21 protein-coding genes and 1 pseudogene are annotated in these 24,539 nt (G+C 62.5%); 10 read left to right on the top strand and 12 right to left on the bottom strand.

All coding sequences use genetic code 11. The features are described from left to right. Positions 1–147: 147 nt before the first annotated feature. From PFEN_RS25340 to gcvH, 3 genes are all read left to right on the top strand, one after another. Positions 148–1,755 (top strand): ABC transporter permease, encoded by a 1,608-nt coding sequence (locus tag PFEN_RS25340; protein WP_191489358.1) that lies wholly within the window; start codon positions 148–150, stop codon positions 1,753–1,755. Positions 1,756–1,910: 155 nt separating this feature from the next. Continuing rightward, the gene (gene gcvT / locus PFEN_RS25345; RefSeq protein ID WP_191489359.1) at positions 1,911–2,993 is read left to right on the top strand and encodes a glycine cleavage system aminomethyltransferase GcvT; all 1,083 of its coding nucleotides are present in this window, start codon (positions 1,911–1,913) and stop codon (positions 2,991–2,993) included. A gap of 57 nt (positions 2,994–3,050) precedes the next feature. Further along, positions 3,051–3,434, top strand: coding sequence for a glycine cleavage system protein GcvH (gene gcvH, locus PFEN_RS25350; protein ID WP_191488877.1), 384 nt, complete (start codon positions 3,051–3,053; stop codon positions 3,432–3,434). Between the two features lie 127 nt (positions 3,435–3,561). Here gcvH and PFEN_RS25355 read toward each other — a convergent pair whose 3' ends face one another. The 6 genes from PFEN_RS25355 to PFEN_RS25380 form a co-directional block, all read right to left on the bottom strand. Further along, on the bottom strand, positions 3,562–4,701 hold the full coding sequence (locus tag PFEN_RS25355; protein ID WP_191488878.1) for a DegT/DnrJ/EryC1/StrS family aminotransferase: 1,140 nt from the start codon (positions 4,699–4,701) through the stop codon (positions 3,562–3,564). 241 nt (positions 4,702–4,942) lie between these two features. Next, positions 4,943–5,260 (bottom strand): DUF2388 domain-containing protein, encoded by a 318-nt coding sequence (locus PFEN_RS25360; RefSeq protein WP_191488879.1) that lies wholly within the window; start codon positions 5,258–5,260, stop codon positions 4,943–4,945. A gap of 66 nt (positions 5,261–5,326) precedes the next feature. Next, positions 5,327–5,776 carry an NfeD family protein gene (locus PFEN_RS25365; protein WP_191488880.1) on the bottom strand — a complete coding sequence of 150 codons (450 nt, stop codon included), beginning with the start codon at positions 5,774–5,776 and terminating at the stop codon, positions 5,327–5,329. 10 nt (positions 5,777–5,786) lie between these two features. Next, the gene (locus tag PFEN_RS25370) at positions 5,787–6,707 is read right to left on the bottom strand and encodes an SPFH domain-containing protein (RefSeq protein WP_191488883.1); all 921 of its coding nucleotides are present in this window, start codon (positions 6,705–6,707) and stop codon (positions 5,787–5,789) included. Between the two features lie 112 nt (positions 6,708–6,819). Continuing rightward, positions 6,820–8,601 carry a GspE/PulE family protein gene (locus PFEN_RS25375; protein ID WP_191489360.1) on the bottom strand — a complete coding sequence of 594 codons (1,782 nt, stop codon included), beginning with the start codon at positions 8,599–8,601 and terminating at the stop codon, positions 6,820–6,822. Positions 8,602–8,743: 142 nt separating this feature from the next. Then, the gene (locus tag PFEN_RS25380; RefSeq protein ID WP_191488882.1) at positions 8,744–9,082 is read right to left on the bottom strand and encodes a hypothetical protein; all 339 of its coding nucleotides are present in this window, start codon (positions 9,080–9,082) and stop codon (positions 8,744–8,746) included. A 140-nt stretch (positions 9,083–9,222) separates the two neighbouring features. Between PFEN_RS25380 and PFEN_RS25385 the strand changes: the two genes are divergently transcribed. Next, on the top strand, positions 9,223–9,699 hold the full coding sequence (locus PFEN_RS25385) for an Lrp/AsnC family transcriptional regulator (RefSeq protein ID WP_191488881.1): 477 nt from the start codon (positions 9,223–9,225) through the stop codon (positions 9,697–9,699). Positions 9,700–9,801: 102 nt separating this feature from the next. On the opposite strand, the gene PFEN_RS25390 is transcribed toward PFEN_RS25385, so the two are convergent. Then, positions 9,802–11,169, bottom strand: a complete 1,368-nt coding sequence (locus PFEN_RS25390; RefSeq protein WP_191489361.1) for an inorganic triphosphatase — start codon at positions 11,167–11,169, stop codon at positions 9,802–9,804. 317 nt (positions 11,170–11,486) lie between these two features. Between PFEN_RS25390 and argE the strand changes: the two genes are divergently transcribed. Both argE and argA read left to right on the top strand, forming a co-directional pair. After that, positions 11,487–12,647 carry an acetylornithine deacetylase gene (gene argE / locus PFEN_RS25395; RefSeq protein ID WP_191489362.1) on the top strand — a complete coding sequence of 387 codons (1,161 nt, stop codon included), beginning with the start codon at positions 11,487–11,489 and terminating at the stop codon, positions 12,645–12,647. Positions 12,648–12,792: 145 nt separating this feature from the next. Then, on the top strand, positions 12,793–14,091 hold the full coding sequence (argA, locus tag PFEN_RS25400; RefSeq protein WP_191489363.1) for an amino-acid N-acetyltransferase: 1,299 nt from the start codon (positions 12,793–12,795) through the stop codon (positions 14,089–14,091). Positions 14,092–14,307: 216 nt separating this feature from the next. Here the strand turns inward: argA and gshA are convergent. From gshA to PFEN_RS25415, 3 genes and pseudogenes are all read right to left on the bottom strand, one after another. Continuing rightward, positions 14,308–15,890 (bottom strand): annotated as a pseudogene (gene gshA / locus PFEN_RS25405) (glutamate--cysteine ligase). A 199-nt stretch (positions 15,891–16,089) separates the two neighbouring features. Continuing rightward, a complete protein-coding gene (locus tag PFEN_RS25410; protein WP_191489364.1) occupies positions 16,090–16,473 on the bottom strand; it encodes a PaaI family thioesterase in 384 nt (127 codons plus the stop codon). Further along, positions 16,473–18,797, bottom strand: a complete 2,325-nt coding sequence (locus PFEN_RS25415; protein ID WP_191489365.1) for a Tex family protein — start codon at positions 18,795–18,797, stop codon at positions 16,473–16,475. Before PFEN_RS25415 ends, PFEN_RS25410 begins: the two co-directional genes overlap by 1 nt. Before the next feature lie 338 nt (positions 18,798–19,135). Here PFEN_RS25415 and ompR point away from each other — a divergent pair, with 338 nt between their 5' ends. Beyond that, on the top strand, positions 19,136–19,876 hold the full coding sequence (ompR, locus tag PFEN_RS25420; RefSeq protein WP_040071576.1) for a two-component system response regulator OmpR: 741 nt from the start codon (positions 19,136–19,138) through the stop codon (positions 19,874–19,876). Between the two features lie 139 nt (positions 19,877–20,015). Then, entirely contained in the window at positions 20,016–21,329 is a 1,314-nt protein-coding gene (locus PFEN_RS25425) for an ATP-binding protein (RefSeq protein ID WP_191489366.1), read from the top strand. Positions 21,330–21,332: 3 nt separating this feature from the next. Here the strand turns inward: PFEN_RS25425 and rimK are convergent, their stop codons facing one another. Together rimK and PFEN_RS25435 are read right to left on the bottom strand one after the other, a co-directional pair. Then, the gene (gene rimK / locus PFEN_RS25430) at positions 21,333–22,238 is read right to left on the bottom strand and encodes a 30S ribosomal protein S6--L-glutamate ligase (RefSeq protein ID WP_191489367.1); all 906 of its coding nucleotides are present in this window, start codon (positions 22,236–22,238) and stop codon (positions 21,333–21,335) included. Next, complete coding sequence (locus PFEN_RS25435; protein ID WP_191489368.1) at positions 22,235–22,717, bottom strand: ATP-dependent zinc protease; 483 nt, start codon at positions 22,715–22,717, stop codon at positions 22,235–22,237. The genes rimK and PFEN_RS25435 overlap by 4 nt, the downstream gene beginning before the upstream one ends. A gap of 216 nt (positions 22,718–22,933) precedes the next feature. On the opposite strand from PFEN_RS25435, the gene PFEN_RS25440 reads away from it, so the two are divergent. Both PFEN_RS25440 and hslO read left to right on the top strand, forming a co-directional pair. Further along, a complete protein-coding gene (locus PFEN_RS25440; protein WP_191489369.1) occupies positions 22,934–23,335 on the top strand; it encodes an RNA-binding S4 domain-containing protein in 402 nt (133 codons plus the stop codon). Between the two features lie 192 nt (positions 23,336–23,527). Next, on the top strand, positions 23,528–24,430 hold the full coding sequence (hslO, locus tag PFEN_RS25445; RefSeq protein ID WP_191489370.1) for an Hsp33 family molecular chaperone HslO: 903 nt from the start codon (positions 23,528–23,530) through the stop codon (positions 24,428–24,430). Positions 24,431–24,539 lie beyond the last annotated feature (109 nt).

Consider the following 24,539-nt stretch of genomic DNA (forward strand, 5'->3'; position numbering starts at 1 on the left):
CGGCCCTGAAACCCGCAAGCGTGTTCTGGCTGACATAGCGCGACTGCAGGTTTTGCGTCTGCTGCGCAGCCGAGCGTGGCGGTGCGGCGTTCCGACAAGCCGACTCGCCACAGGTAGGTGCCGTATCCCTTTGCTCTGAGAATCCCCTTGGCCCATTCCGCTCAACGCCGCTGGTACCTTCCAGTTTTCGCCGTCGCCAGCCTGGTATTGCTGCCACTGAGCGTGCTGCTGTTGTCCTGGCAGTCGATCGACCTGCAGATCTGGTCCCACCTCTGGGATACCCAGCTACCGCGCCTGTTGGGCAACACCCTGACGCTGGTGCTGGGCGTCGGCACCGGCGTCACCCTGCTCGGCGTCAGTCTCGCCTGGCTCACCAGCCTCTGCGAGTTCCCCGGCCGGCGCTGGCTGGACTGGGCCCTGATGCTGCCCTTCGCCATCCCGGCCTATGTCCTGGCGTTCGTCTTCGTCGGCCTGCTGGATTTCGCCGGCCCCGTACAGACCCTGTTGCGCGAGTGGTTCGGCAGCGGTCTGCGCCTGCCCCGGGTACGTTCCACCGGCGGGGTGATCCTGGTTCTGGTGCTGGTCTTCTACCCTTACGTCTACCTGTTGGCGCGTAGCGCCTTCCTGGCACAAGGCAAGGGCCTTATGGAAGCTGCCCGGGTGCTCGGGCAATCGCCCTGGCAGGCGTTCTGGCGGGTGGCGCTGCCCATGGCACGTCCGGCCATCGGTGCCGGCGTGGCCCTGGCGCTGATGGAAACCCTGGCCGATTTCGGTGCGGTCGCGGTGTTCAACTTCGACACCTTTACCACCGCCATCTACAAGACCTGGTACGGCTTCTTCAGCCTTTCCAGCGCGGCGCAGCTGGCCAGTCTGCTGCTTTTGGCGGTGATGCTGGTGCTCTACGGCGAACGCCGTGCCCGTGGAGCCGTGCGCACGGGCAATGAACGTCCGCGCGGCCAGGCGCTCTATCAACTGCGTGGGATCAAGGCCTTGGCGGCCAGCGCCTGGTGCCTGCTGGTGTTCGCCTGCGCCTTTGTCATCCCACTGCTGCAACTGCTGGCCTGGTTCTGGCAACGTGGCCGTTTCGATCTCGACGAGCGTTACACCGGGTTGATCCTGCACAGCCTGTACCTGGGCGTCATGGCGGCCCTGATCACCGTCGGCGTAGCCCTGCTGCTGGCTTTTGCCCGGCGGCTGGCCCCCACCCGGGCCATTCGCTCCGGAGTCAGCCTGGCCAATCTCGGTTACGCCCTGCCGGGTTCCGTGCTGGCGGTGTCGATCATGCTCGCATTCAGCTATCTGGACCGGGTGCTGGTCATGCGGCTGTTGGGCGGGGCGGGCAAGCCGTTGTTGCTGGGCAGTCTGGCGGCCCTGCTGCTGGCCTATCTGGTGCGCTTTATCGCCGTGGCCTATGGCCCGTTGGAAAACAGTCTGGCGCGCATTCGGCCAGCCTTGCCCGAAGCCGCTCGCAGCCTTGGAGTCAGTGGGCCACTACTTTTTTGCAAAGTGTATCTGCCACTGCTGCTGCCCGGTGTCTTGAGTGGCGCATTGCTGGTGTTCGTCGATGTGCTCAAGGAAATGCCCGCGACCTTGCTGATGCGCCCGTTCGGCTGGGACACGCTGGCGGTGCGGATCTTCGAAATGACCAGCGAAGGGGAGTGGGCGCGGGCCTCGTTGCCGGCCTTGATGCTGGTGCTGGTCGGTCTCTTGCCGGTGATCGGGCTGATTCGCCGCTCGGCGTATCGAATCGGCTAGGTGTCATGGCTCCCCCTTGCGGCTACAATGCGCGGCATTCGGTGCGGTCCGTCTGACAGACCGGGTACGAAACAGGACTCAAGGCCCCATCCATAAAGGGCTCAAGCCGGTTTCCTGCCTGTCCGCGCCTTCGCCACGCCCGGAAGGAGAAACCCATGGGACAGCGTACGCCTCTGTATGACCTGCACCTCGCCCTTGGCGCGAAGATGGTCGATTTTGGCGGTTGGGATATGCCTCTGCATTACGGCTCGCAGGTCGAGGAGCATCATCAGGTGCGACGCGACTGCGGGGTTTTCGATGTTTCGCATATGACCGTGATCGATATCACCGGCAGCCAGGCCAAGGCTTGGTTACGCTACCTGTTGGCCAATGATGTCGAGCGCCTGGACAGCCCCGGTCGCGCCTTGTACAGCGCGATGCTCAACGAACACGGCGGGGTGGTCGACGACATGATCGTCTATCGCACCGAGTCCGGTTACCGCCTGGTGGTCAATGCCGCGACCCGTGATCAGGACATGGCCTGGATGCAGGCCCGTCTCGGTGCCTACGACGTGCAACTGCACGAGCGCTCGGAGCTGGCGATGCTGGCGATCCAGGGGCCTCATGCGCGGCACAAGATCGCCGAACTGGTGACCCAGTCCCGGGGCCAGTTGATCCAGCAGCTCAAACCTTTCGAAGGCCGCAGTGACGGCGACTGGTTCATTGCCCGCACCGGTTATACCGGGGAAGACGGCCTGGAGATCATCTTGCCGGCCGAGCAGGCCCCCGGCTTCTTCAACGACCTGGTGGGCGCCGGGATTTCACCCATCGGTCTTGGGGCCCGGGATACCTTGCGCCTGGAAGCCGGGATGAACCTTTATGGCCAGGATATTCACCAGGACGTTTCGCCGCTGGCGGCCAATATGGCCTGGACCATTGCCTGGGAGCCGGCTGATCGCGATTTTGTCGGACGCCAGGCCCTGGAAGCAGAAAAAGCCGCGGGGTCCAAACTCAAGCTGGTCGGATTGGTGCTGGAGGAGCGCGGTGTTTTGCGTGCTCATCAGGTCGTTCGGATCGCCGAGGTTGGCGAAGGAGAGATCACCAGTGGTAGTTTCTCTCCTACGCTTAGCAAGTCGATTGCGCTGGCGCGTGTTCCCGCGGCCACGGCTGATCGCGCTGAAGTTGAAATTCGTGGTAAATGGTACCCGGTTCGCGTGGTAAAGCCGACGTTCGTGCGTCATGGCAAAACCTTGATCTGACTTTCCGGCGGGGCCTCGGTCGCTCCGCCGCCGATACTTAATGTGAGGACACTGAATATGAGCGATATCCCTGCTGATCTGCGTTTCGCCGAAAGTCACGAGTGGGCCCGCCTGGAAGCTGACGGCACGGTGACCGTCGGCATCAGCGACCATGCACAGGAAGCCTTGGGGGATGTGGTATTCGTGGAGCTGGCTGAAGTCGGCAAGGTGTTCGCCGCTGGCGAGGCCGCCGGTGTGGTCGAGTCGGTGAAGGCCGCTTCGGATATCTATTCGCCGTTGTCGGGTGAAGTGATTGCCGTCAACGAAGAGCTGTCCGCCAGTCCTGAGCTGCTGAACTCCGAACCTTACGGTGCGTGGATCTTCAAGCTCAAGCCGAGCGATGTCGCCGAGCTGGAGAAGTTGCTGGATGCGGCCGGTTACAAGGCGGCCATCGGCGAGTAATTCGTCAGTTCTACCGCGTTATCGTTCATCGCGAGCAATCGAGCCTCGACCGGCTGCTCCTACAGGCGCCCGGGTGTACATGCCATTGCGCGGGACACGGGCGACGTAGGAGCGAGCTATCACGGTGTTACGGCTGCAAGACGGCCTTGACCGCCGCGACCGAGCGCTCGACGTCGGCCTTGGTCATCACGTTGAACATCGGCAACGACACGATCAGGCGCCCGACGCGCTCGGCAATCGGGAACATGCCTGCCTTGAAACCGCGTTCGCGGTACAGGCTCAGCAGGTGGATCGCCGGGTAGTGATAGCCGATGCCGATGCCGCGCTGCTTCATCTCTTCCATGAAGGTCGCCCGTGCCGGCTGGCCGTCCTGACGTTCCGGCAGAACCAGCTGGAACATGTGCCAGTTGCTGTTGGTGAAATCCTTCACCGGTAGCTGCGCGCCGTATTTCTCTTCGAAATCACTGCCGAAGCACTCGAAATAGTATTCGGCCAGTTCACGGCGGTGGGCCGTGATCGCATCGATGTGGGCGAACTGGCCCAGGCCGATGGCGGCGGCGACATCGGTCATGTTGAATTTGCCGCCCAGCACGTCCACGTCCAGGCCGTCATGGCCGGTGCGGGTCACGCCTTGCAGGCGATACTTCTCGGCCAGCCGGGCTTCTTCGGCGTTGTTCAGCACCAGGCAGCCGCCCTCGGACGAGGTGATGTTCTTGTTCGCCTGGAAGCTGAACGACACCAGGTCACCGAGGGCGCCGATCTTCTGGCCGTTCCATTCCGAACCCAGGGCCTGGGCCGCGTCTTCGACGATGCGCAGGTTGTGTTTCTTGGCGATGGCATAGAGGCGATCCATATCCACCGGCAGGCCGGACAGGTAAACCGGGATGATGGCCTTGGTGCGCGGAGTGATGGCGGCTTCGACCTTGTCCAGGTCGATATTGCGGGTCACCGGGTCGATATCGGCGAACACCGGGGTTGCGCCGACTTCGATGATCACGTTGGCCGTGGCCACCCAGGAGATGGGCGTGGTGATCACTTCGTCGCCCGCGCCGATACCGGCGATCCGCAAGGCGATTTCCATGGTGCAGGTGCCGGAGTTGAAGGTGCGCACCGGGCGCCCGCCAAAATATTCCGACAGTTGCGCTTCAAAGGCCGCGACTTTCGGACCGCTGGTGATCCAGCCAGAACGCAGGACGTCGCCTACGGCGGCAATGGTCGCTTCGTCGATGGTCGGTTTGGCAAAAGGCAGGAAAGGAAGTTCGCTCATGGGGTCGTGACGTCCGATGTGAAGGCCGGGGAGTGTTCTACCGGCAGTGAGGAGTAGGCAGCCAGGCTGCAATGCTGCCGATGATACTGTTTTAAGCTGAAATTTCGGTGCTTTTTTTGCTGTCTGGACGCTGAACGGACGTGTCGGGGCGATGTTTGCGCGGCGCTTGGTCACTCCTCCCGGGAAATGCAAAACGCCGCTGGGTGGGCGGCGTCTTGTTCAGGGGGGTGAAGCTTTGGGATCAGTCTTCGGCGACGGCGTTCTTTGCCAGGATGGCGTTGGCCAACTCCATGTCGGTGGCTTTCAGGCTCGGGTTCTCGGCCCGCAGTTTCTGCATGGCGGCTTCCAGGTAAGGGCCGCGAATGCCGCCGTTGCTGGCGACGAAGCTGCCGGCATCATCCTGGGCCGCGACCACCAGCTTGTGGTCCTTGAAGGTCAGGTAAGTGGATCCGGTGGTGGCGCCGGAGGAGATGACATTACGCCAGAAGTCGTCAGCCATCGCGGCACTGACGGGAAGGGAAAGCAAGGCGAATGCGACAACTGCCGTTTTTAGACGCATGGGTGACTCCGGTGTGGGGTATCTGAAAGGTTTGATTGCCATTGCCACGTCGGAGTTCCGTGGGCTTCACTCAACCTTTTCCACGTGCAGGGTGCTGCCGTCCTGACCGATCACCCGGACCTGCGTGCCAACCTCGGCATCCGCTCCGGTGGCCATCCATACGCTGTCGCCGACCTTGATCTTGCCGCGTCCGGCGACAATGGCGACGTGTACCATGAAGGTCTTGCCGAGCAGGTCATGACCCCGCTCATTGAGCCCGGGTTGGTCGCTGGGGCAGGCGGCGCTGCGCTGGCGCTTCCACCACAGCCACGCCGTCAGGATCGACAGCACGCCGAACAGCACCAATTGCAAGGTCCAGTGCAGGCCAGGAATCAGGTAGGTCAGGACGCCCACGGCCGCGGCGGCAATCCCCACCCACAGCAGATAACCGCCGGCCCCGAATATTTCGAGAATCAACAGCAGCGTGCCGAGAGCCAGCCAGTCCCAGAATGACAGGTGTTGCAGGAATTCCCACATAGGTACCGCCTCAGGGTTTCTTGCTGTCGAACGTGGCCTTGACGATCTCGCCGATGCCGCCTATCGCGCCGATCATCTGGCTGGCCTCCAGCGGCATCAGGATCACCTTGCTGTTGTTGGCCGAGGCCAGCTTGCCCAGGGCGTCGATGTACTTCTGCGCGACGAAGTAGTTCACCGCCTGCACGTCCCCCTTGGCGATGGCCTCGGAGACCACCTGGGTCGCCCGGGCTTCGGCTTCGGCCTGGCGCTCACGGGCCTCGGATTGCAGGAAGGCCGACTGCCGGGCGCCCTCGGCTTCGAGGATCTGCGCCTGCTTCTTGCCTTCGGCGGTGAGGATCGCCGAGGCGCGCAGGCCCTCGGCCTCGAGGATTTGCGCGCGCTTGACCCGTTCGGCCTTCATCTGCCCGGACATGGCTGCCATCAGGTCGGCGGGCGGGCTGATGTCCTTGATTTCGATGCGGGTCACCTTGATGCCCCAGGGTGCGGTCGCTTCGTCGACGGTGCGCAGCAGGCGTTCGTTGATGGCATCGCGTTGGCCGAGCATGGCGTCCAGCTCCATGGAACCGAGCACGGTGCGGATATTGGTCTGCAACAGGTTGCGAATGGCGTGTTCGAGGTTGTTCACCTCATAGGCGGCCTGGGCGGCGTTGACCACCTGGAAGAAGCACACGGCGTCGATCTGTACCGTGGCGTTGTCGGCGGTGATGACTTCCTGGGGCGGAATGTCGAGCACGCTTTCCATCACGTTGATCTTGCGCCCGATGCGGTCCATGACCGGGATGATGATATTGAGGCCCGGCTTGAGGGTGTTGGTGTAGCGCCCGAAGCGCTCCACCGTCCATTGAAAGCCCTGGGGCACGACCTTGAAGCCCATGAACACGAGGGCAATGGCCAGGCCGACGAAAAGGAGGAGTACGCTACCGATTTGCATGACGATTCCCTGTAGCAAGTGTTTATCGAGAAGGCGGTTACCTTGAGTGTAATGGGCCTTGCGCGGATAAAAAGTGTTTACCGGGGGTTGTACGCATGTTGTGACGCTTTCATCAGCGCTGCTCGCTCTGCGGCGTTACCCGTAGCACTTCCTCGACGGTGGTCAGCCCCGCCGCGACCTTCTGCGCGCCGGACAGGCGCAGGCTGCGCATGCCGTCCATGAACGCCTGGCGACGCAGGGCCAGGAGGTCGGTGTCGGCGTGGATATGCGCCTTGAGGCCGTCGTTCAAGACCAGGATCTCGTAGACCCCGGCGCGCCCGCGATAGCCGGTGTCGCGACATTCCAGGCAACCGACGGCACGCTGGGCACCGCTCGGCATCGGCGCCTGCCAGGGCCGCGTCAGGCTTTGCCAGTCTTCTTCTTCCAGCTGGGTTGGCGCCTTGCAGTGCGGGCACAGGGTGCGCACCAGGCGCTGGGCCATGACCCCGAGCACGGTGGCCTTGATCAGGTAATGCGGCACGCCCAGTTCCAGCAGGCGACTGATGGCGCTCGGCGCATCGTTGGTGTGCAGGGTCGAGAGCACCAGGTGGCCGGTGAGCGCGGCCTGGATTGCCATTTCGGCGGTTTCCAGGTCGCGGATCTCGCCGATCATGATGATGTCCGGGTCCTGGCGCATCAGCGCGCGCACGCCGCTGGCGAAGGTCAGGTCGATGTTGTGCTGGACCTGCATCTGGTTGAAGGCCGGCTCGATCATCTCGATCGGGTCTTCGATGGTGCAGAGGTTGACCTCCGAGGTCGCCAGTTTCTTCAGGGTGGTATACAGCGTGGTGGTCTTGCCCGAGCCGGTGGGGCCGGTGACCAGGATGATGCCATTGGACTGGCGGGTCATCTCCTGCCAGCGGCGCAGGTCGTCGGCACCGAAGCCCAACTGGTCGAAATTCTTCAACAGCACTTCCGGATCGAAGATCCGCATCACCAGCTTCTCGCCGAACGCGGTGGGCAGGGTCGACAAGCGCAATTCGACTTCGCCGCCGTCCGGGGTCTTGGTCTTCACCCGGCCATCCTGGGGCTTGCGTTTTTCCGCGACGTTCATCCGGCCCAGGCTTTTCAGGCGGCTGACAATCGCCATGGTCACCTGGGGCGGGAACTGATAGACATTGTGCAGCACACCGTCGATGCGAAAGCGCACCGTGCCCTGTTCGCGGCGTGGTTCGATATGGATATCGCTGGCCCGTTGCTGGAAGGCGTACTGGAACAGCCAGTCGACGATATTGACGATATGGGCGTCGTTGGCGTCCGGCTCCTGGTCGCTGGCGCCGAGATTGAGCAACTGCTCGAAATTGCCCGGGTTGTGGCTTCTCTGGTCGAGCAGGCTGGCACCGCTGACCGATTTGGCCAGGCGGAAAAACTCCACGGCAAAGCGCTGGATGTCCGTCGGATTGGCCACGACCCGGCGGATCGGCAGCTTCAGCACATGACTGAGGTCGGCCTCCCAGGCCCGCACATGGGGCTGGGCGCTGGCGATGGTCACGCCTTCGCGGTCGACCTCCACCGCGAGGATCTTGTGCCGTTGGGCGAAGGCGTAGGACATCAGCGCGGTCACCTCGGCCACGTTGATCTTCAGCGGATCGATGCGCAGATAGGGTTGTCCGGTGTGATGGGCGAGCCAGAGAGTCAGGTTTTCCAGGTCCAGGGTTTTACCCGGACGGCTCAGGTCATCGAGCTGCAGATGGGCGATGAATTCCAGCGGATGCTGCTGGGTAATGCGCGCGTCACGCCGAGAAGCCAGGGCCTGTTCGGCCGCGTCCTGGCTGATAAAACCCTGGGCGACCAGTTCGCGCAACAGCTCATTGACATCCAGCCAACGGTCCGGAGAGAGGGGGGCGACGGGCATGCGTGCTCCTAATCGGTCGGTCCTGCAACCAGTGATCCAGACGTAGTCCTTGTCTGATCGTCAATTATCAAGAATAGACACGAGGCTGCCTGACGTTGGCGCCGATACCAAGACAAAGATTGCGATTTTTTTCAAGAAGCCTTCAGCCCACCGCTTTTGCGTTGTGCCGCTGCGCGCCTTGGGTCGGTTGCAGGGCCACCGAGCAGACGCTGATCAGATTGCGCATTTTTTCACCGATGACCTGGGCGCGGTGCCAGCTCAGGCCATCCAGTTCGATGTCGATCGACAGCCGTCCATCGTCCTGTTCCGCCCGTACCTGTTGCGGGGTCAGGAACTGCAGGGCGAACAGGTTCAGCAGGCGACACAGCAGGTCCGGCTCCACCTCGGCGAGCACTTGGTAACGCACCCGGCAATGGGGGCTGCCGGCAGCCCAGACATCGGCGCGGACGGGAGCGTCATGGACGGCTTCGGGAGAGGGCATGGTGGGTTTTCCTGCTTCAGCGGCGGAGTTTGCTGAAGAAATTTTTACACGCCTGGCGGGGTATTTCTTATCTATGATGGGTCGATTATATCTGAATAAGACATGATCTATTCATGGTTTTGCTATTGAAGGGTTTTTTTATGCAAGGCGAGCTTGACACCTACGACCGCCGAATCCTGGCGTTGCTGCAAGAAGACGCGTCGCTTTCCAGCGCGCAGATCGCCGAGCAGGTGGGATTGTCCCAGTCACCCTGCTGGCGGCGGATTCAGCGGCTCAAGGAAGAGGGGGTGATCCGTGCCCAGGTGACGTTGCTGGATCGCAAGAAGATCGGCCTCAACACGCAGATCTTCGCCGAGGTCAAACTCAACGCCCATGGCCGCTCCAACTTCACCGAGTTCACCGAGGCGATTCGCGGTTTCCCGGAGGTATTGGAGTGTTATGTGCTGATGGGCGCGGTGGATTTCCTGCTGCGGATCGTCACGGCGGACATCGAGGCCTATGAGCGGTTTTTCTTCGAGAAACTGTCGCTGGTGCCGGGGATCCAGGAGGTCAACTCCATCGTCGCCCTGTCCGAGATCAAGTCGACGACGAGTTTGCCGGTGTTGCGCCCGGTCTGAGCGTCCATTGGGCGAAGAGCTCCTTGACGAACACCCGGGGCGGTTTGCCGGTCCGCGACAAGCGCGGCAGCGTGCGGTTCCAGCACGCCCGGGCTCAAGGGGTTACAGACGCAACAAGGTCTTCCAGGCACGGCTCTGGAACACCGTCAGCGCCTGTTGCACCCGTGCTTCCAGCACCTCGTCGCTGATGTCCGTCTCGGCCAGTTGCGCCAGCTTGTTCATTTCACCGAACAGGCGATCCAGCTCCGGTAACTCCAGCACGCTACGGGCCAGGTGCAACCAGGCCTGGATCCGCTCGATTCGTGGCAGTTGCTCGGCCAGGTCTTCCGGTTGCTGCTGGTAGCGTCCCAGTTGCAACGAGGTGGCTTCCTCGGCCAGCAGCCGTGGCAGCCAGTTCTGCAACTGCGCCGCGCCCTGGCGATTGCCCCGGGTGGTGCGCTCAGCTGTCCAGCTACGGGCCAGCAACCAGCGCGAGGTGTTCAGGGAGAACTGGCCCCAGCGCACGTCTTCCAGCTCTTCAAGGAACTGCTCCGGCGCGGCCTTGCGCACGTCTTCGTCTTCCAGGCCGGCCTGCACCAGCGGCCGCCAGTCTTCCAGCAAGGCATCCAGGGCGCTGCGCAGTTCGCTGGTGGATTGCCGCGGTGCGGCCTGGCCGAGGCTGCTGAGCAGCGCGCGCAACTCGATCAACTGTGCGACCCAGTCCTGCAGCAAGCGCCAGTGGCCATTGAAGCGGTATTGCTCGGCCAGCCGCTGGCTGCTGCCGAGCAAATGCCAGCCCAATGCGGCGAACGCATCGTCCAGTGGCATTTCGGCGCTCAATTGCGGGGCCGGCAGGCTCAGCGAGTAGCTGTTGGCATCGAACAGGCGATAACCGCGTTCGGCCTTGCTGATATCGCACGGCATCAGCGCCAGCTTCTCGGCCAGTTCGGCGGCCAGTTCCAGCAGTGCGGCCGGTTCGCCTTCACGCAGTTCCAGTTCCAGCTCGCAGATTTCTTCCTTCTGTTTGCCGGCGATGACAAAACCCAGGTCCAGCGCGGCCTCGATGACCACCTTGGCCTTGCCGCGACCCCAGGCGATTTCGGCGCGTTCGCGAACGAAATCGGTGGTGAAGATCGGCTTCAGGGTTTTCTTGTCCAGTTCGGCCAGTGCCTCGGGCCAGCATTCGCCTTCGAGTTTTTTCACGTCCAGCTTGGCCTTGGCCAGGTGCCAGTCGTACTCGTTGCGTTCCGACAGGCCGGCAATGCTCTGGCCACGGGTCTTGAGGGTCTGGATCACTTCTTCGCCGTCACGGCGCAGGCGCAGCGCGACCTTGGCCTTGGCCAGGTCGCGCTCGGGAGTGTCGAAATACTGATTCATCAGCTCGCGACGTTCCCAGCCACTTTTGTTGCGTTTCTTCAACAGCGGATGCTCGCGCAGGGCGGCGAGGGTTTCGCGGCTGACGCGGAGTTTGATTTCGGTTTCTTTCTGCATGGCCGGAAAATCCAGGATCGGGAGCGCAGCCGGGGAAAAGGGGGCTGCCTAGGCCGTGCAGTGTACAGGACAAGCGGGCGACACGCGTCGCGGCGGTTTATTCCAGTCGCTGGATGGCTCTATGATGGGTTTTGCCCGGATGCCGATCGATTTCGAGCGCCGCGCATTTCTTGCAGGAGCCCGCTTACTGGCGATGCGGCCATGATCTCATGCGTCGTTCTTGATGACGCCATCGCCAGCAAGCGGGCTCCCACGGGGGAGTGCGTGTGGTCTGGAGTCGGGTATCGGGGGTTGCCTTGTGAATGAGGAGCATGGATATGCCGCTGCCATCGATGCAAGATCAATTCGCTGCGCTGATTGCCGCGCCATCGGTCAGTTGTACCCAGCCCAGTCTTGATCAATCCAACCGTCCGGTGATCGACTTGCTGGCCAGTTGGCTGACCGACCTGGGCTTCAGTTGCGATATCCAGTTGGTCAATCCCGGCAAGTTCAACCTGCTCGCCAGCTTCGGTAGCGGCCCCGGCGGACTGGTGCTGGCCGGACACAGTGACACCGTGCCGTTCGATAGCGCGCTGTGGCAGACCGACCCGCTGAAATTGACCGAAGTCGATGGTCGCTGGATCGGCCTCGGCAGTTGCGACATGAAGGGCTTTTTCGCCCTGGCCATCGAGGCCGTGAAGCCGCTGCTCGATCAGCCGTTCAAGCAGCCGTTGCTGATCCTGGCCACCTGTGACGAAGAAAGCTCCATGTCCGGTGCCCGGGCCCTGGCCGCCGCCGGTCGGCCACTGGGCCGTGCCGCGGTGATCGGCGAACCCACGGGCTTGCGGCCGATCCGCCTGCACAAGGGGGTGATGATGGAGCGCATCGAGATTCTCGGCCGCAGCGGTCACTCCTCGGACCCGAGACTGGGCCATAGCGCCCTCGAAGCCATGCACGATGCCATCGGCGAACTCAAGGGCCTGCGCTGGCAATGGCAGCGCGAATACAACAATCCACAATTCAGCGTACCGCAGCCGACCCTGAACTTTGGCTGCATCCACGGTGGTGACAACCCCAACCGCATCTGCGGCCAATGCTCCCTGGAGTTCGACCTGCGGCCGTTGCCGGGGATGGATCCGAGTGTCCTGCGCGCGGCGATCCGGGCCAAGCTCGAACCCCTGGCGCAACGGCACCAGGTCAAGATCGACTACGCGCCGCTGTTTCCCGAAGTGCCGCCATTTGAACAGATCGAGGACGCGGAGCTGGTACGTCTCGCGGAAAAACTCACCGGTCATCGTGCCGAGGCGGTGGCATTTGGCACCGAAGCGCCTTATCTTCAGCGCCTTGGCTGTGAAACCCTGGTCCTGGGGCCCGGCGACATCGCCTGTGCTCACCAGCCGGGGGAATACCTCGAAATGTCACGTTTGCAGCCTACCGTGCATCTACTGCGTGAATTGATTCAACATTACTGCTTGAGCCCGGTCGCAACCTTGCGTTAAATGCGCGGCTCATTGACTTTTTTCGAGATACCAAGGAGAGCGCGCGTGTCGCCAAGTCTGTTCCGACGATAACCAACAGCCCGTTGTGCGTTTTGATGTTGCACCTATTTTCCATTGGCTGTTTTTTATACAGGTTCAGGTTTTTATGCCCGATTACGTGAATTGGCTTCGCCATGCGTCTCCCTATATCAATGCCCACCGGGACTGCACCTTTGTGGTCATGCTGCCCGGCGACGGCGTCGAACATCCCAATTTCGGCAATATCGTCCACGACCTGGTGCTGCTCCACAGCCTGGGGGTGCGCTTGGTGCTGGTGCACGGCTCGCGTCCGCAGATCGAAAGCCGTCTGGCGGCGCGTGGCCTGACACCGCATTACCATCACGGCATGCGCATTACCGATGCCGACACCCTGGAATGCGTGATCGATGCCGTGGGCCATCTGCGGATTGCCATTGAAGCGCGTTTGTCCATGGACCTGGCGGCCTCGCCGATGCAGGGCTCGCGGCTGCGGGTCGCCAGCGGCAACCTGGTGACGGCACGGCCGATCGGCGTGCTGGAAGGTGTTGATTATCACCACACCGGCGAAGTCCGCCGGGTCGACCGCAAGGGCATCAACCGTCTGCTGGACGAGCGCTCCATCGTCTTGCTGTCACCGCTGGGCTATTCGCCCACCGGGGAAATCTTCAATCTGGCCTGCGAAGACGTGGCGACCCGTGCCGCCATCGATCTGGAGGCGGAAAAACTCCTGCTGTTCGGCGCGGATCATGGTCTGATCGACGAAAATGGCAAGCTGGTCCGGGAGCTGCGCCCGCAGCAGGTGCCGGCGCATCTGTTGCGCCTGGGCAACGATTACCAGGGCGAGTTGCTGGATGCGGCGGCGCAGGCCTGCCGCGGTGGCGTGGCGCGCAGTCATATCGTCAGCTATGCCGAGGACGGCGCCCTGTTGACCGAGCTGTTCACCCGCGACGGTGGCGGTACGCTGGTGGCCCAGGAGCAGTTCGAGCTGGTGCGCGAGGCGGCCATCGAGGATGTCGGTGGTTTGCTTGACCTGATCAGCCCGCTGGAAGAGCAGGGCATCCTGGTGCGGCGGTCGCGGGAAGTGCTGGAGCGCGAGATCGAGCAGTTCAGCGTGGTGGAACGCGAAGGCATGATTATCGCCTGTGCGGCGTTGTATCCGATTGCTGATTCGCAGGCTGGGGAGCTGGCATGCCTGGCGGTGAATCCAGAGTATCGCCATGGCGGTCGCGGCGATGAGCTGCTCGAGCGGATCGAGACGCGGGCGCGGGCGCAGGGGTTGAAAACCTTGTTCGTGTTGACGACCCGTACCGCGCATTGGTTCCGCGAGCGTGGCTTCGAGCCGAGCAGCGTGGAACGCCTGCCGAGCGCGCGGGCTTCGCTGTACAACTACCAGCGTAATTCGAAGATCTTCGAAAAAGCCCTCTGACCGTTAAGAGCTGGTTTGGCCTGAGAGGCTTTTGCTAGCCTTGAGGGCCTTCCTGCCGAACACGGTCTTGTGGCGAGCGGGCTTGCCCGCGCAGGGCTGCGAAGCGGCCCTGAAATCAGCGACTTCATTGTGTCAGGCAGAACGCAGTCACAGGTTTTTGGGGCTGCTTCGCAGCCCAGCGCGGGCAAGCCCGCTCGCCACGGATCAGTCCACGGATCAGTTACTGATCGCCAGGATACTTGCCTGGTACGAGCCGACAAACACGTCGAAATCCCCCACCTCGTTCTGCTCCAGCTCAGCCTGTTGCACCAGCGACTTGCGCGCCGCTTCCTCGAAGCCGGCCTGCTCTTCCTGGCTCAACGGCTGGTTGCGGAAGAACTCGGCATGGGCCTGGCTCTGGCGCATCGAGAACTGCGCAAAACTTTCCTTGTGCAGGGTCATGCTCGCCAATACCTGGGCCGAGGGTGTCAGGGACGAGTCCTTGACCTTGGCGAACTGCTCGTCCAAGGCCTTGCTGTGGCTGTCGCCAGCGTGGCTGCGGTCCAGCAACGCCGCCAGCGGCGCGATCTTCTCCAGCAACTCGGCGGCCCACTCCTTCATGTCCACTGCCTGGCCCCGACGCTGCAATTGCAGGCCCGGACGCCGACCTTCCTTGACCACGGTGAGGAAGTTCGCGGTGGCATTGCCACACTCGTTGTTTTCGAACAGCGGACTGTCGTTCAGCGCGCAGTACAGCAGGAACGCATCAAGGAAGCGCGCCTCGGTCAAATCGATGCCGGTCGGCAGGAACGGGTTGATGTCCAGGCAGCGCGCCTCGACATACTGCACGCCACGGGCCATCAGCGCCTGGATCGGCCGCTCGCCGGTGTAGGTCACGCGCTTGGGGCGAATGGTGGAGTAGTACTCGTTTTCGATCTGCAGGATATTGGTGTTGAGTTGCACCCACTCGCCATCCTTGTGCGTGCCGATCTCCACATAAGGCGCGTAGGGCGTGGCCACTGCCTTGCGCAGGCTGTCGGTGTAGCTGTTCAGATCGTTGTAGCACGGCGTCAGGCCGGCCTGGGCGCTGCTCTGGTAGCCCAGGTCGCTCATGCGCAGGCTGGTGGCGTAAGGCAGGTACAGCGTATCGGCGTCGAACTGCTCCAACTGATGGGCGTGGCCGCGCAGGAACCCGGCGTCCAGGGCCGGTGACGCACCGAACAGGTACATCAGCAGCCAGCTGTAACGACGGAAATTGCGGATCAGCGCGATGTAGGCCAGCGACTGGTAGTCACGGTCCGTGCCGACAAAGCCCTCGGCCTGCTTGAGCACGGGCCAGAGCGCTTCCGGCAGGGAGAAATTGTAGTGAATCCCGGCGATGCACTGCATGGTCTTGCCGTAGCGCAGGGCCAGGCCCTGGCGGTACACATACTTGAGCTTGCCGATATTCGAGGTGCCGTAATAGGCGATCGGGATATCTTCTTCCGCCGGCAGCGGGCAGGGCATCGATGGGCTCCACAGGTACTCGTTGCCGAGCTTGCTGTAGGCAAAGCGATGGATCTTGTCCAGGCTGGCCAGGGTGTCGGCCGGGTCGGCCAGGGCGGGAGTAATGAACTCCAGCAACGACTCGGAATAGTCAGTGGTGATTTGTTCGTTGGTCAGTGCGCTTCCCAGCTCTTCGGGTGTGGTGTCTGCGCCAGACGGGCATCGCTGGTGACGCGCAGGCATTCACGCTCGATGCCGTGCAGGCACTGTTCGAGCAGAGAGAGGTGGTCGCGTTCGCCGAGCAGAGCCAGGCGGCGGTTGAGAAGTTCGCTCAAGTTGGATTCCTTCACGCGTCAGTCGCCCCAATATGGGGGTGGGCAAGACGGTCTACAAGGGTGAAGTTGAGAACTGGCGTGGTCGCCTGGTAAATATCAGAAAACGCCGACATTTCCTCCCTGGGACGGAGGCGCTGACAGGGAAAACCCCGACACCGCTTTCACAGTGTCGAAATTAACCCAAATCGAGCAGGCGCGGCTAGAGAACAGCGAACGTGCCTTGTGCTTTCGCGACAAGCTTGTCGCCCTGGCGCACCTCGGCCTCGACCACCAGGGTGCGGCGGCCGGGGTGGATGACCGTGGCGGTGCATAACACTTCGCCTTCGGCCACCGCGCGCATGTAGTTGATCTTGCATTCGACGGTGACGCTGCGCTGGTCAAAGCCATGGGAACTGGAACAAGCCAGGCCCATGGTAATGTCCACCAGGCTGAAGATCGCCCCGCCGTGCATCACGTTACCGCGATTGCGCAGATGCGGCTCCAGCGTCAGGGCCACCTCGGCCACACCGTTTTCCAGGCGTTGCGGGCGGCAGCCGAGCATCTCGCTGAAAGCGCTCTGGGTGAGGCCGTCAGGCATCTCCATCAGCGTTTCTTCAACTGTTTGGCGTTGGCGAACAGCGAGGCCATGGCATTGTTGCTCGGCGCGGCGGGCGTGCTTTCCTTGCGCGGCGCGCTGTTCTGCGACGGTCGTGGCGCCGAGCCCGGGCGTGAGCCACGGGCACCGTCGACTTTCTCCCCCGGGGTGTCGCTCATGCGCATCGACAGGCCGACGCGTTTGCGCGGGATGTCGACTTCCATGACCTTGACCTTCACCACATCGCCGGCTTTCACCGCCTCGCGTGGGTCCTTGATGAACTTCTCGGACAATGCCGAGATATGCACCAGGCCGTCCTGATGCACGCCGATATCGACGAAGGCACCGAAGTTGGTCACGTTGGTCACCACGCCTTCGAGGATCATCCCAGGCTCCAGGTCCTTGAGGTCTTCGACGCCGTCCTGGAACGCGGCGGTCTTGAACTCGGGACGCGGGTCGCGGCCGGGCTTCTCCAGTTCCTGGAGAATGTCGGTGACGGTGGGCAGGCCGAAGGTTTCATCGGTGAACTTCTTCGGGTCCAGGCGCTTGAGGAAGCTGGCGTCGCCGATCAGCGAGCGGATATCGCGGTCGGTTTCGGCGGCAATCCGCTGTACCAACGGGTAGGCCTCCGGGTGCACGGCGGAGGAGTCCAGCGGGTTGTCGCCGTTCATTACCCGCAGGAAGCCGGCGGCTTGCTCGAAGGTTTTTTCGCCGAGGCGGGCTACTTTCTTCAGTGCCGCGCGGGTCTTGAACGCGCCGTTTTCATCGCGGTGGTTGACGATATTCTGCGCCAGGGTCGGGTTGAGGCCGGAAATCCGCGCCAGCAGCGCCACCGAGGCGGTATTCACGTCGACGCCGACAGCGTTCACGCAGTCTTCCACCACCGCGTCCAGGCCACGGGCCAGCTTGAGCTGGGACACGTCGTGCTGGTATTGGCCGACGCCGATGGATTTCGGGTCGATCTTCACCAGCTCGGCCAGCGGGTCCTGCAGGCGGCGGGCAATCGACACGGCACCACGGATCGACACATCCAGGTCGGGGAACTCCTTGGAGGCCAGTTCCGAGGCGGAATACACCGAGGCGCCGGCTTCGGAGACCATGACCTTGGTCATCTTCATGGCCGGGTATTTTTTGATCAGCTCGGCGGCCAGCTTGTCGGTTTCACGGCTGGCGGTGCCGTTGCCGATGGCGATCAGGTCCACCGAGTGCTTGGCGCACAGGGCGGCGAGCACGGCGAGGGTCTGGTCCCACTTGTTGTGCGGCACGTGCGGGTAGACGGTGGCGTGGTCCAGCAGCTTGCCGGTGGCATCCACCACCGCGACCTTGCAGCCGGTGCGCAGGCCCGGGTCGAGGCCCAGGGTGGCGCGCGGGCCGGCCGGCGCGGCCAGCAGCAGGTCGTGCAGGTTGTGGGCGAAGACGTTGATCGCCTCGGTTTCCGCGCTGTCGCGCAGCTCACCGAGCAGGTCGGTTTCCAGATGGGTGTAGAGCTTGACCTTCCAGGTCCAGCGCACTACTTCGCCCAGCCATTTGTCGGCGGGGCGGTTCTGGTTCTGGATGCCGAACTGCTGCCCGATCATGCCTTCGCACGGGTGCATGCTGCCCGGCTGCTCATCGCCGACTTTCAGCGCGGAGCTGAGGATGCCCTCGTTGCGGCCACGGAAAATCGCCAGGGCGCGGTGCGACGGCATGCTTTTCAGCGGTTCGTCGTGTTCGAAGTAGTCGCGGAACTTGGCGCCTTCCTCTTCCTTGCCAGCGATCACCCGGGCACTGAGGGTCGCCTCCTGCTTGAGATAGTTGCGCAGTTTGTCCAGCAGGCCGGCGTCTTCGGCAAAGCGCTCCATCAGGATGTACTTGGCGCCTTCGAGGGCCGCCTTCACGTCCGCCACGCCTTTTTCGGCGTTGACGAAGCGTGCCGCTTCACTTTCCGGCGTCAACGCCGGGTCGTTGAACAGGCCGTCCGCCAGCTCGCCGAGGCCGGCTTCGAGGGCGATCTGGCCCTTGGTGCGGCGCTTCTGCTTGTACGGCAGGTAAAGGTCTTCGAGGCGGGTCTTGGTGTCGGCCAGCTTGATGTCGCGGGCCAGCTCCGGGGTCAGCTTGCCTTGCTCCTCGATGCTGGCGAGGATGCTGATACGCCGTTCGTCGAGTTCTCGCAGGTAGCGCAGACGCTCTTCCAGATGACGCAGTTGGATGTCATCCAGGCTACCGGTCACTTCCTTGCGGTAGCGCGAGATGAAGGGCACGGTGGACCCTTCATCGAGTAGAGCGACGGCCGCTTCGACCTGTTGTGGGCGGACGCCGAGTTCTGCGGCGATGCGGCTGTTGATGCTGTCCATAAAACCACCTGACAAAGTGTGAAAGCAGACGCGTCGGGGCTCTCAAGCCATGGGGACGAATCTGGTTTGGGATCAAAAGGCAACCTTCAGACCCATGAAATCAGCACATTGCTGTATGCCTTTGAAAATAAAGAGTGGCATCGCGCAGCAATGATCAGACGTTGCCTGAGACAAGAGGCGGCGCATTATAACCAGCGTTCCGCGCTTGCGGGGATTGTGCGCCCGTGGCGGCCTTTAGAGCGTTTACTGGTAGTTGAGGAAAAATCTGCTAACAATGCACAGGGTACGGATAATCACGGCTGGGTCCATAATGCGTGCCGAGATCAAAGGAGCATCCAATGAGCAGCACTGCAAACACTGCTGAAGGCGAAAAAATTCTCATCGTTGATGACGATCCGGGGCTGAGCAGCCTGCTGGAACGGTTTTTCACCAGCAAGGGCTATCGCGCCCGCGCAGTGGCCAATACAGAACAGATGGACCGCCTGCTGTCACGCGAGGTTTTCAACCTGGTGGTCCTCGACCTGATGCTACCTGGCGAAGACGGCCTGACCGCGTGCCGTCGCCTGCGCGCGGCGAACAACCAGGTGCCGATCATCATGCTCACCGCCAAGGGCGACGAGCTGAGCCGGATCAAGGGCCTGGAGCTGGGGGCCGACGACTACCTGGCCAAACCCTTCAACCCCGATGAGCTGATGGCCCGGGTCAAGGCCGTGTTGCGTCGCCAGTCGGCACCGGTGCCGGGCGCGCCGGGCAGCGAAGACGAAAGCGTGACCTTCGGCGATTACGAACTGTCCCTCGCCACCCGCGAACTCAAGCGCGGCGAGGAAGTGCACATGCTCACCACCGGCGAGTTCGCCGTGCTCAAGGCGCTGGTCATGCATGCCCGTGAGCCGCTGACCCGCGACAAGCTGATGAACCTGGCCCGTGGTCGTGAATGGGATGCGCTGGAGCGTTCCATCGACGTGCAGATTTCTCGGCTGCGCCGCATGATCGAGCCGGACCCGTCCAAGCCGCGCTACATCCAGACCGTCTGGGGTGTGGGTTATGTGTTCGTGCCGGACGGCACCGCGACCAAGTGACGATGCCGGGTGCCTGTTGCCGGGTGCCTGTTGATTGGTAGGAACGATTCGCCCGGGTGCGCGCAAGCCCCCGGGCGAGTCGCAATCCGCAATATGCGAGCGCGCTCGCTCGCTTCTGCAAAGTGTCCAGCGGCTGCCCATGAAGACCCCTCTCTGGTTCCCCCAAAGTTTCTTCGCCCGCACCCTCTGGCTGGTGCTGATCGTCGTGCTGTTCTCCAAGGCGCTGACCCTGGTGTACCTGCTGATGAATGAAGATGTGCTGGTGGACCGCCAGTACAGTCATGGCGTGGCCCTGACCCTGCGTGCCTATTGGGCGGCGGACGAGCATGATCGTGACAAGATCGCCGATGCCGCCGGGTTGATCCGGGTAGTCAGTGGCGGGGTACCGGAAGGCGAGCAGCACTGGCCCTACAGCGAAATCTACCAGCGCCAGATGCAGGCCGAACTGGGCGCCGACACCGAGGTCCGGTTGCGTATGCATTCGCCGCCGGCGCTGTGGGTGCGGGCGCCGAGCCTGGGGGCCGGTTGGCTGAAAGTGCCGCTGTATCCGCATCCGCTACGCGGGCAGAAAATCTGGAGCGTGCTGGGCTGGTTCCTGGCCATTGGGCTGCTTTCCACCGCGTCGGCCTGGATCTTCGTCAGCCAGCTCAACCAGCCGTTGAAACGCCTGGTGGATGCGGCGCGGCAACTGGGTCAGGGGCGCAGCGTGCGACTGCCAATCAGTGATACCCCCAGCGAAATGACCGAGGTGTACCGGGCCTTCAACCAGATGGCCGAGGACGTCGAACAGGCGGGGCGAGAACGGGAGCTGATGCTGGCGGGGGTGTCCCACGACTTGCGCACGCCGTTGACGCGGTTGCGCCTGTCGCTGGAGCTGATGGGCAACCACGATGATCTCAGCGACGAAATGGTCCGTGATATCGAGGACATGGATGCCATCCTCGACCAGTTCCTGGCTTTTATCCGCGACGGTCGTGACGAGTCGGTGGAAGAGGTCGACCTCAGTGAGTTGGTGCGCGAGGTGGTGGCACCCTACAACCAAAGCGTGGAGCGGGTGCGCACACGCCTGCAACCGATCCAGCCGTTCCCGTTGCGCCGGGTGTCGATGAAGCGGCTGTTGAACAACCTGATCGGCAACGCCTTGCACCATGCCGGCGAAGGAGTGGAAGTGGCGGCCTATGTCTCTGGCGACAACAGCGCGCCTTATGTGGTGCTGAGCGTCATGGACCGGGGCGCGGGGATCGATCCGGCGGAGCTGGAAGGCATCTTCAACCCCTTCACCCGGGGCGACAAGGCCCGTGGCGGCAAGGGCACGGGCCTGGGGCTGGCGATCGTCAAACGGATCGCCTCGATGCATGGCGGAAATGTCGAACTGCGCAACCGTACCGGTGGCGGGCTGGAAGCGCGGGTTCGTTTGCCGTTGGGGCTGATGTTGCCGCGTGACGCGGTGTAGAACTCAGCCTTTGCCCTTGGTCCGGGTCATGTTCGGGCCGCCATTCTTCTCGATGTGCTCGATGATGATCCCCGCCACATCCTTGCCAGTGGTGACCTCGATGCCCTCCAGGCCCGGTGAGGAGTTCACCTCCATCACCAGCGGTCCATGATTGGAGCGCAGGATATCCACCCCGGCCACGCTCAGGCCCATCACTTTGGCCGCGCGAATCGCGGTCATGCGTTCTTCCGGGGTGATCTTGATCAGGCTGGCGCTACCGCCGCGGTGCAGGTTGGAGCGGAACTCGCCGGGCTTGGCCTGGCGCTTCATCGCCGCGATCACCTTGTCGCCGACCACGAAGCAGCGGATATCGGCGCCACCGGCCTCCTTGATGTACTCCTGGACCATGATGTCCTGCTTCAGACCCATGAACGCCTCGATCACCGATTCCGCCGCCGTCGCCGTTTCGCACAGCACCACGCCGATGCCCTGGGTGCCTTCGAGCACCTTGATCACCAGCGGTGCGCCGTTGACCATGGCAATCAGGTCGGGAATGTCGTCCGGCGAGTGGGCAAACCCGGTCACCGGCAAGCCGATCCCGCGCCGCGACAGCAATTGCAGCGAGCGCAATTTGTCCCGTGAGCGGGCGATGGCCACCGACTCGTTGAGCGGGAACACCCCCATCATTTCGAACTGGCGCAGCACCGCACAGCCATAGAAAGTCACCGACGCGCCGATCCGTGGGATCACCGCATCGAAACCTTCCAGGGGCTTGCCGCGATAGTGGATCTGCGGCTTGTGGCTGGCGATGTTCATATAGGCACGCAAGGTGTCGACCACCACCATCTCGTGGCCGCGGGCGATGCCGGCCTCTACCAGGCGACGAGTGGAATACAGACGCGGGTTACGCGACAGCACAGCGATCTTCATGCAACACCTGTGGCAGAGGTAGTAGTGACCGGGAAAACCGGCTTGTCTTGAACGTATTTTTGCCCCGGATTGACTACCAGTTGGCCATCGATCAGGGCTTTGGAACCGAGTAGCAGGCGATAACGCATGGCCTTGCGGCAGGCGAGGGTGAACTGCACCTGCCAGACCCGGTCGCCCAGGGCCAGGGTGGTGGCGATCACGTAGCGCACCTGGGCGTGGCCATTGGAACTCTTGATGGTCTTCATCGCGAGCAAGGGGGCTTCACAGCGGCGATGACGCAGTTGCACCACGCTACCCAGGTGCGCGGTGAAGCGCACCCACTTCGCCCCGTCGCGCTCGAACGGCTCGATATCGGTGGCGTGCAAGCTGGAGGTGCTGGCACCGGTGTCGATTTTCGCCCGCAGGCCAGCGACTCCCAGATCCGGAAGCGCTACCCACTCGCGCAGACCCACAACAGTCAAATGGTCAAATGTCTTCAAAATGCTCAACCGGTGAGAAAGGCGCTCCGGCTGTCTGGCAGCCGCATCGCGGTATTCACGCAGAATATCGGGTAAATGGCGATAGTTATCTCTGCGACCTGTTTCAGGTCGTGAAATTACCCCTTGGAACACCTGGCATTCTAGACTGGCCAGGGCCATTCAGCTTCGACGGCAACGGTAGTACAGTTCGACAATATTTCAGTTTGAGGACGGACAGTGGCGCAGAAAGCGGAAGAGGACGACAAGGTTCGACTGGATAAGTGGTTGTGGGCGGCGCGCTTCTATAAAACCCGTGCCCTGGCCAAGGCGGCGATTGAAAGCGGCAAGGTGCATTGTCGCGGCGAGCGCTGCAAACCGGGCAAGGAGCCGCGGGTGGGCGACGAGATCCAGATCCGCACCGGCTTCGACGAACGGACGGTGGTGGTGCAGGCGCTGTCACTGGTCCGCCGTGGCGCACCCGAAGCGCAGGCGCTCTATGCTGAAACCGAGCAAAGCCTGGCCAAGCGCGAGGCCGCCGCGGCCCAACGCAAGGCTGGCGCGCTGGGTTTGACCACCGATGGCAAGCCGAGCAAGAAACAGCGGCGAGACTTGTTCAAGTTCCGTGACAGTGGCGTGTAGGAGCCAGCTTGCTGGCGATTGCGATGCGGAATTCCCCGCTGCCCTCATTGGTCGTGCATGGTTTAAAGGATCTCCTGTCCTTGACTGGCCGCCATTCGCCCCCATGTTGCTTGGTACAATTCCCGTTTGTTCATAAAATGCTCAGCTTCCCTGGGCCGAACACCCTTATTCCTACTTTCAGAATCGATACTTATGTCAGATCTATCGGACACCGACTACACCCAGCGCTTCATCTTCGATGACAGCGATACCCGCGGCGAATTGGTGTCGCTGGAGCACAGCTACGCCGAAGTGCTGGCCAAGCACGCTTACCCGGAGCCCGTCGCGCAACTGCTCGGCGAACTGATGGCCGCCGCGTCGTTGCTGGTCGGTACCCTGAAATTCGACGGTTTGCTGATTCTCCAGGCGCGTTCCGAAGGCCCGGTGCCGCTGTTGATGATCGAATGCTCCAGTGAGCGTGAAATCCGAGGCCTGGCCCGTTACGACGCGGAGCTGATCGGCCCTGACGCGACCCTGGCCGACCTGATGCCCAACGGCGTCCTGGCGCTTACCGTCGACCCGACCCAGGGCCAGCGTTACCAAGGTATCGTCGACCTCGACGGCGAAACCTTGTCGGAGTGTTTCACCAACTATTTCGTCATGTCCCAGCAGGTCGGCACGCGCTTCTGGCTCTATGCCGATGGTCGCCGTGCCCGTGGCATGCTGCTGCAGCAGTTGCCCGCCGACCGCCTGCGCGATCAGGACGAGCGTGACGCCAGTTGGCAGCACCTGACGGCCATGGCCAGCACCCTGACCGCCGACGAACTGCTGAGCCTGGACAACGAAACCGTCCTGCACCGCCTCTATCACGAAGAGGCCGTGCGCCTGTTCGATATCCAGCCGCTGCGTTTCCATTGCAGCTGTTCGCGGGAGCGTTCAGGCAATGCATTGGTCAGCCTGGGGCTGGAAGATGCCCAGCAACTGGTGGTGGAGCATGGTGGTCACATCGAGGTTGATTGCCAGTTCTGCAACCAGCGTTACCTGTTCGACGCCGCCGATATTGTGCAATTGTTCGCCGGTGCCGGCGTCGATACCCCGTCAGATACTCGTCACTGAAACGTTTCAGCTCAGGTAAATCTCCTGTCAAACGACAGAAAATGGGCGTTCTGACAGGAGGACCCTACTATTTTTGGGCTTTTCTGGCATAATCCGGCCCACTTTTTTC

Source organism: Pseudomonas sp. FEN (assembly GCF_904067045.1).
In the GTDB taxonomy this organism is placed as follows: domain Bacteria; phylum Pseudomonadota; class Gammaproteobacteria; order Pseudomonadales; family Pseudomonadaceae; genus Aquipseudomonas.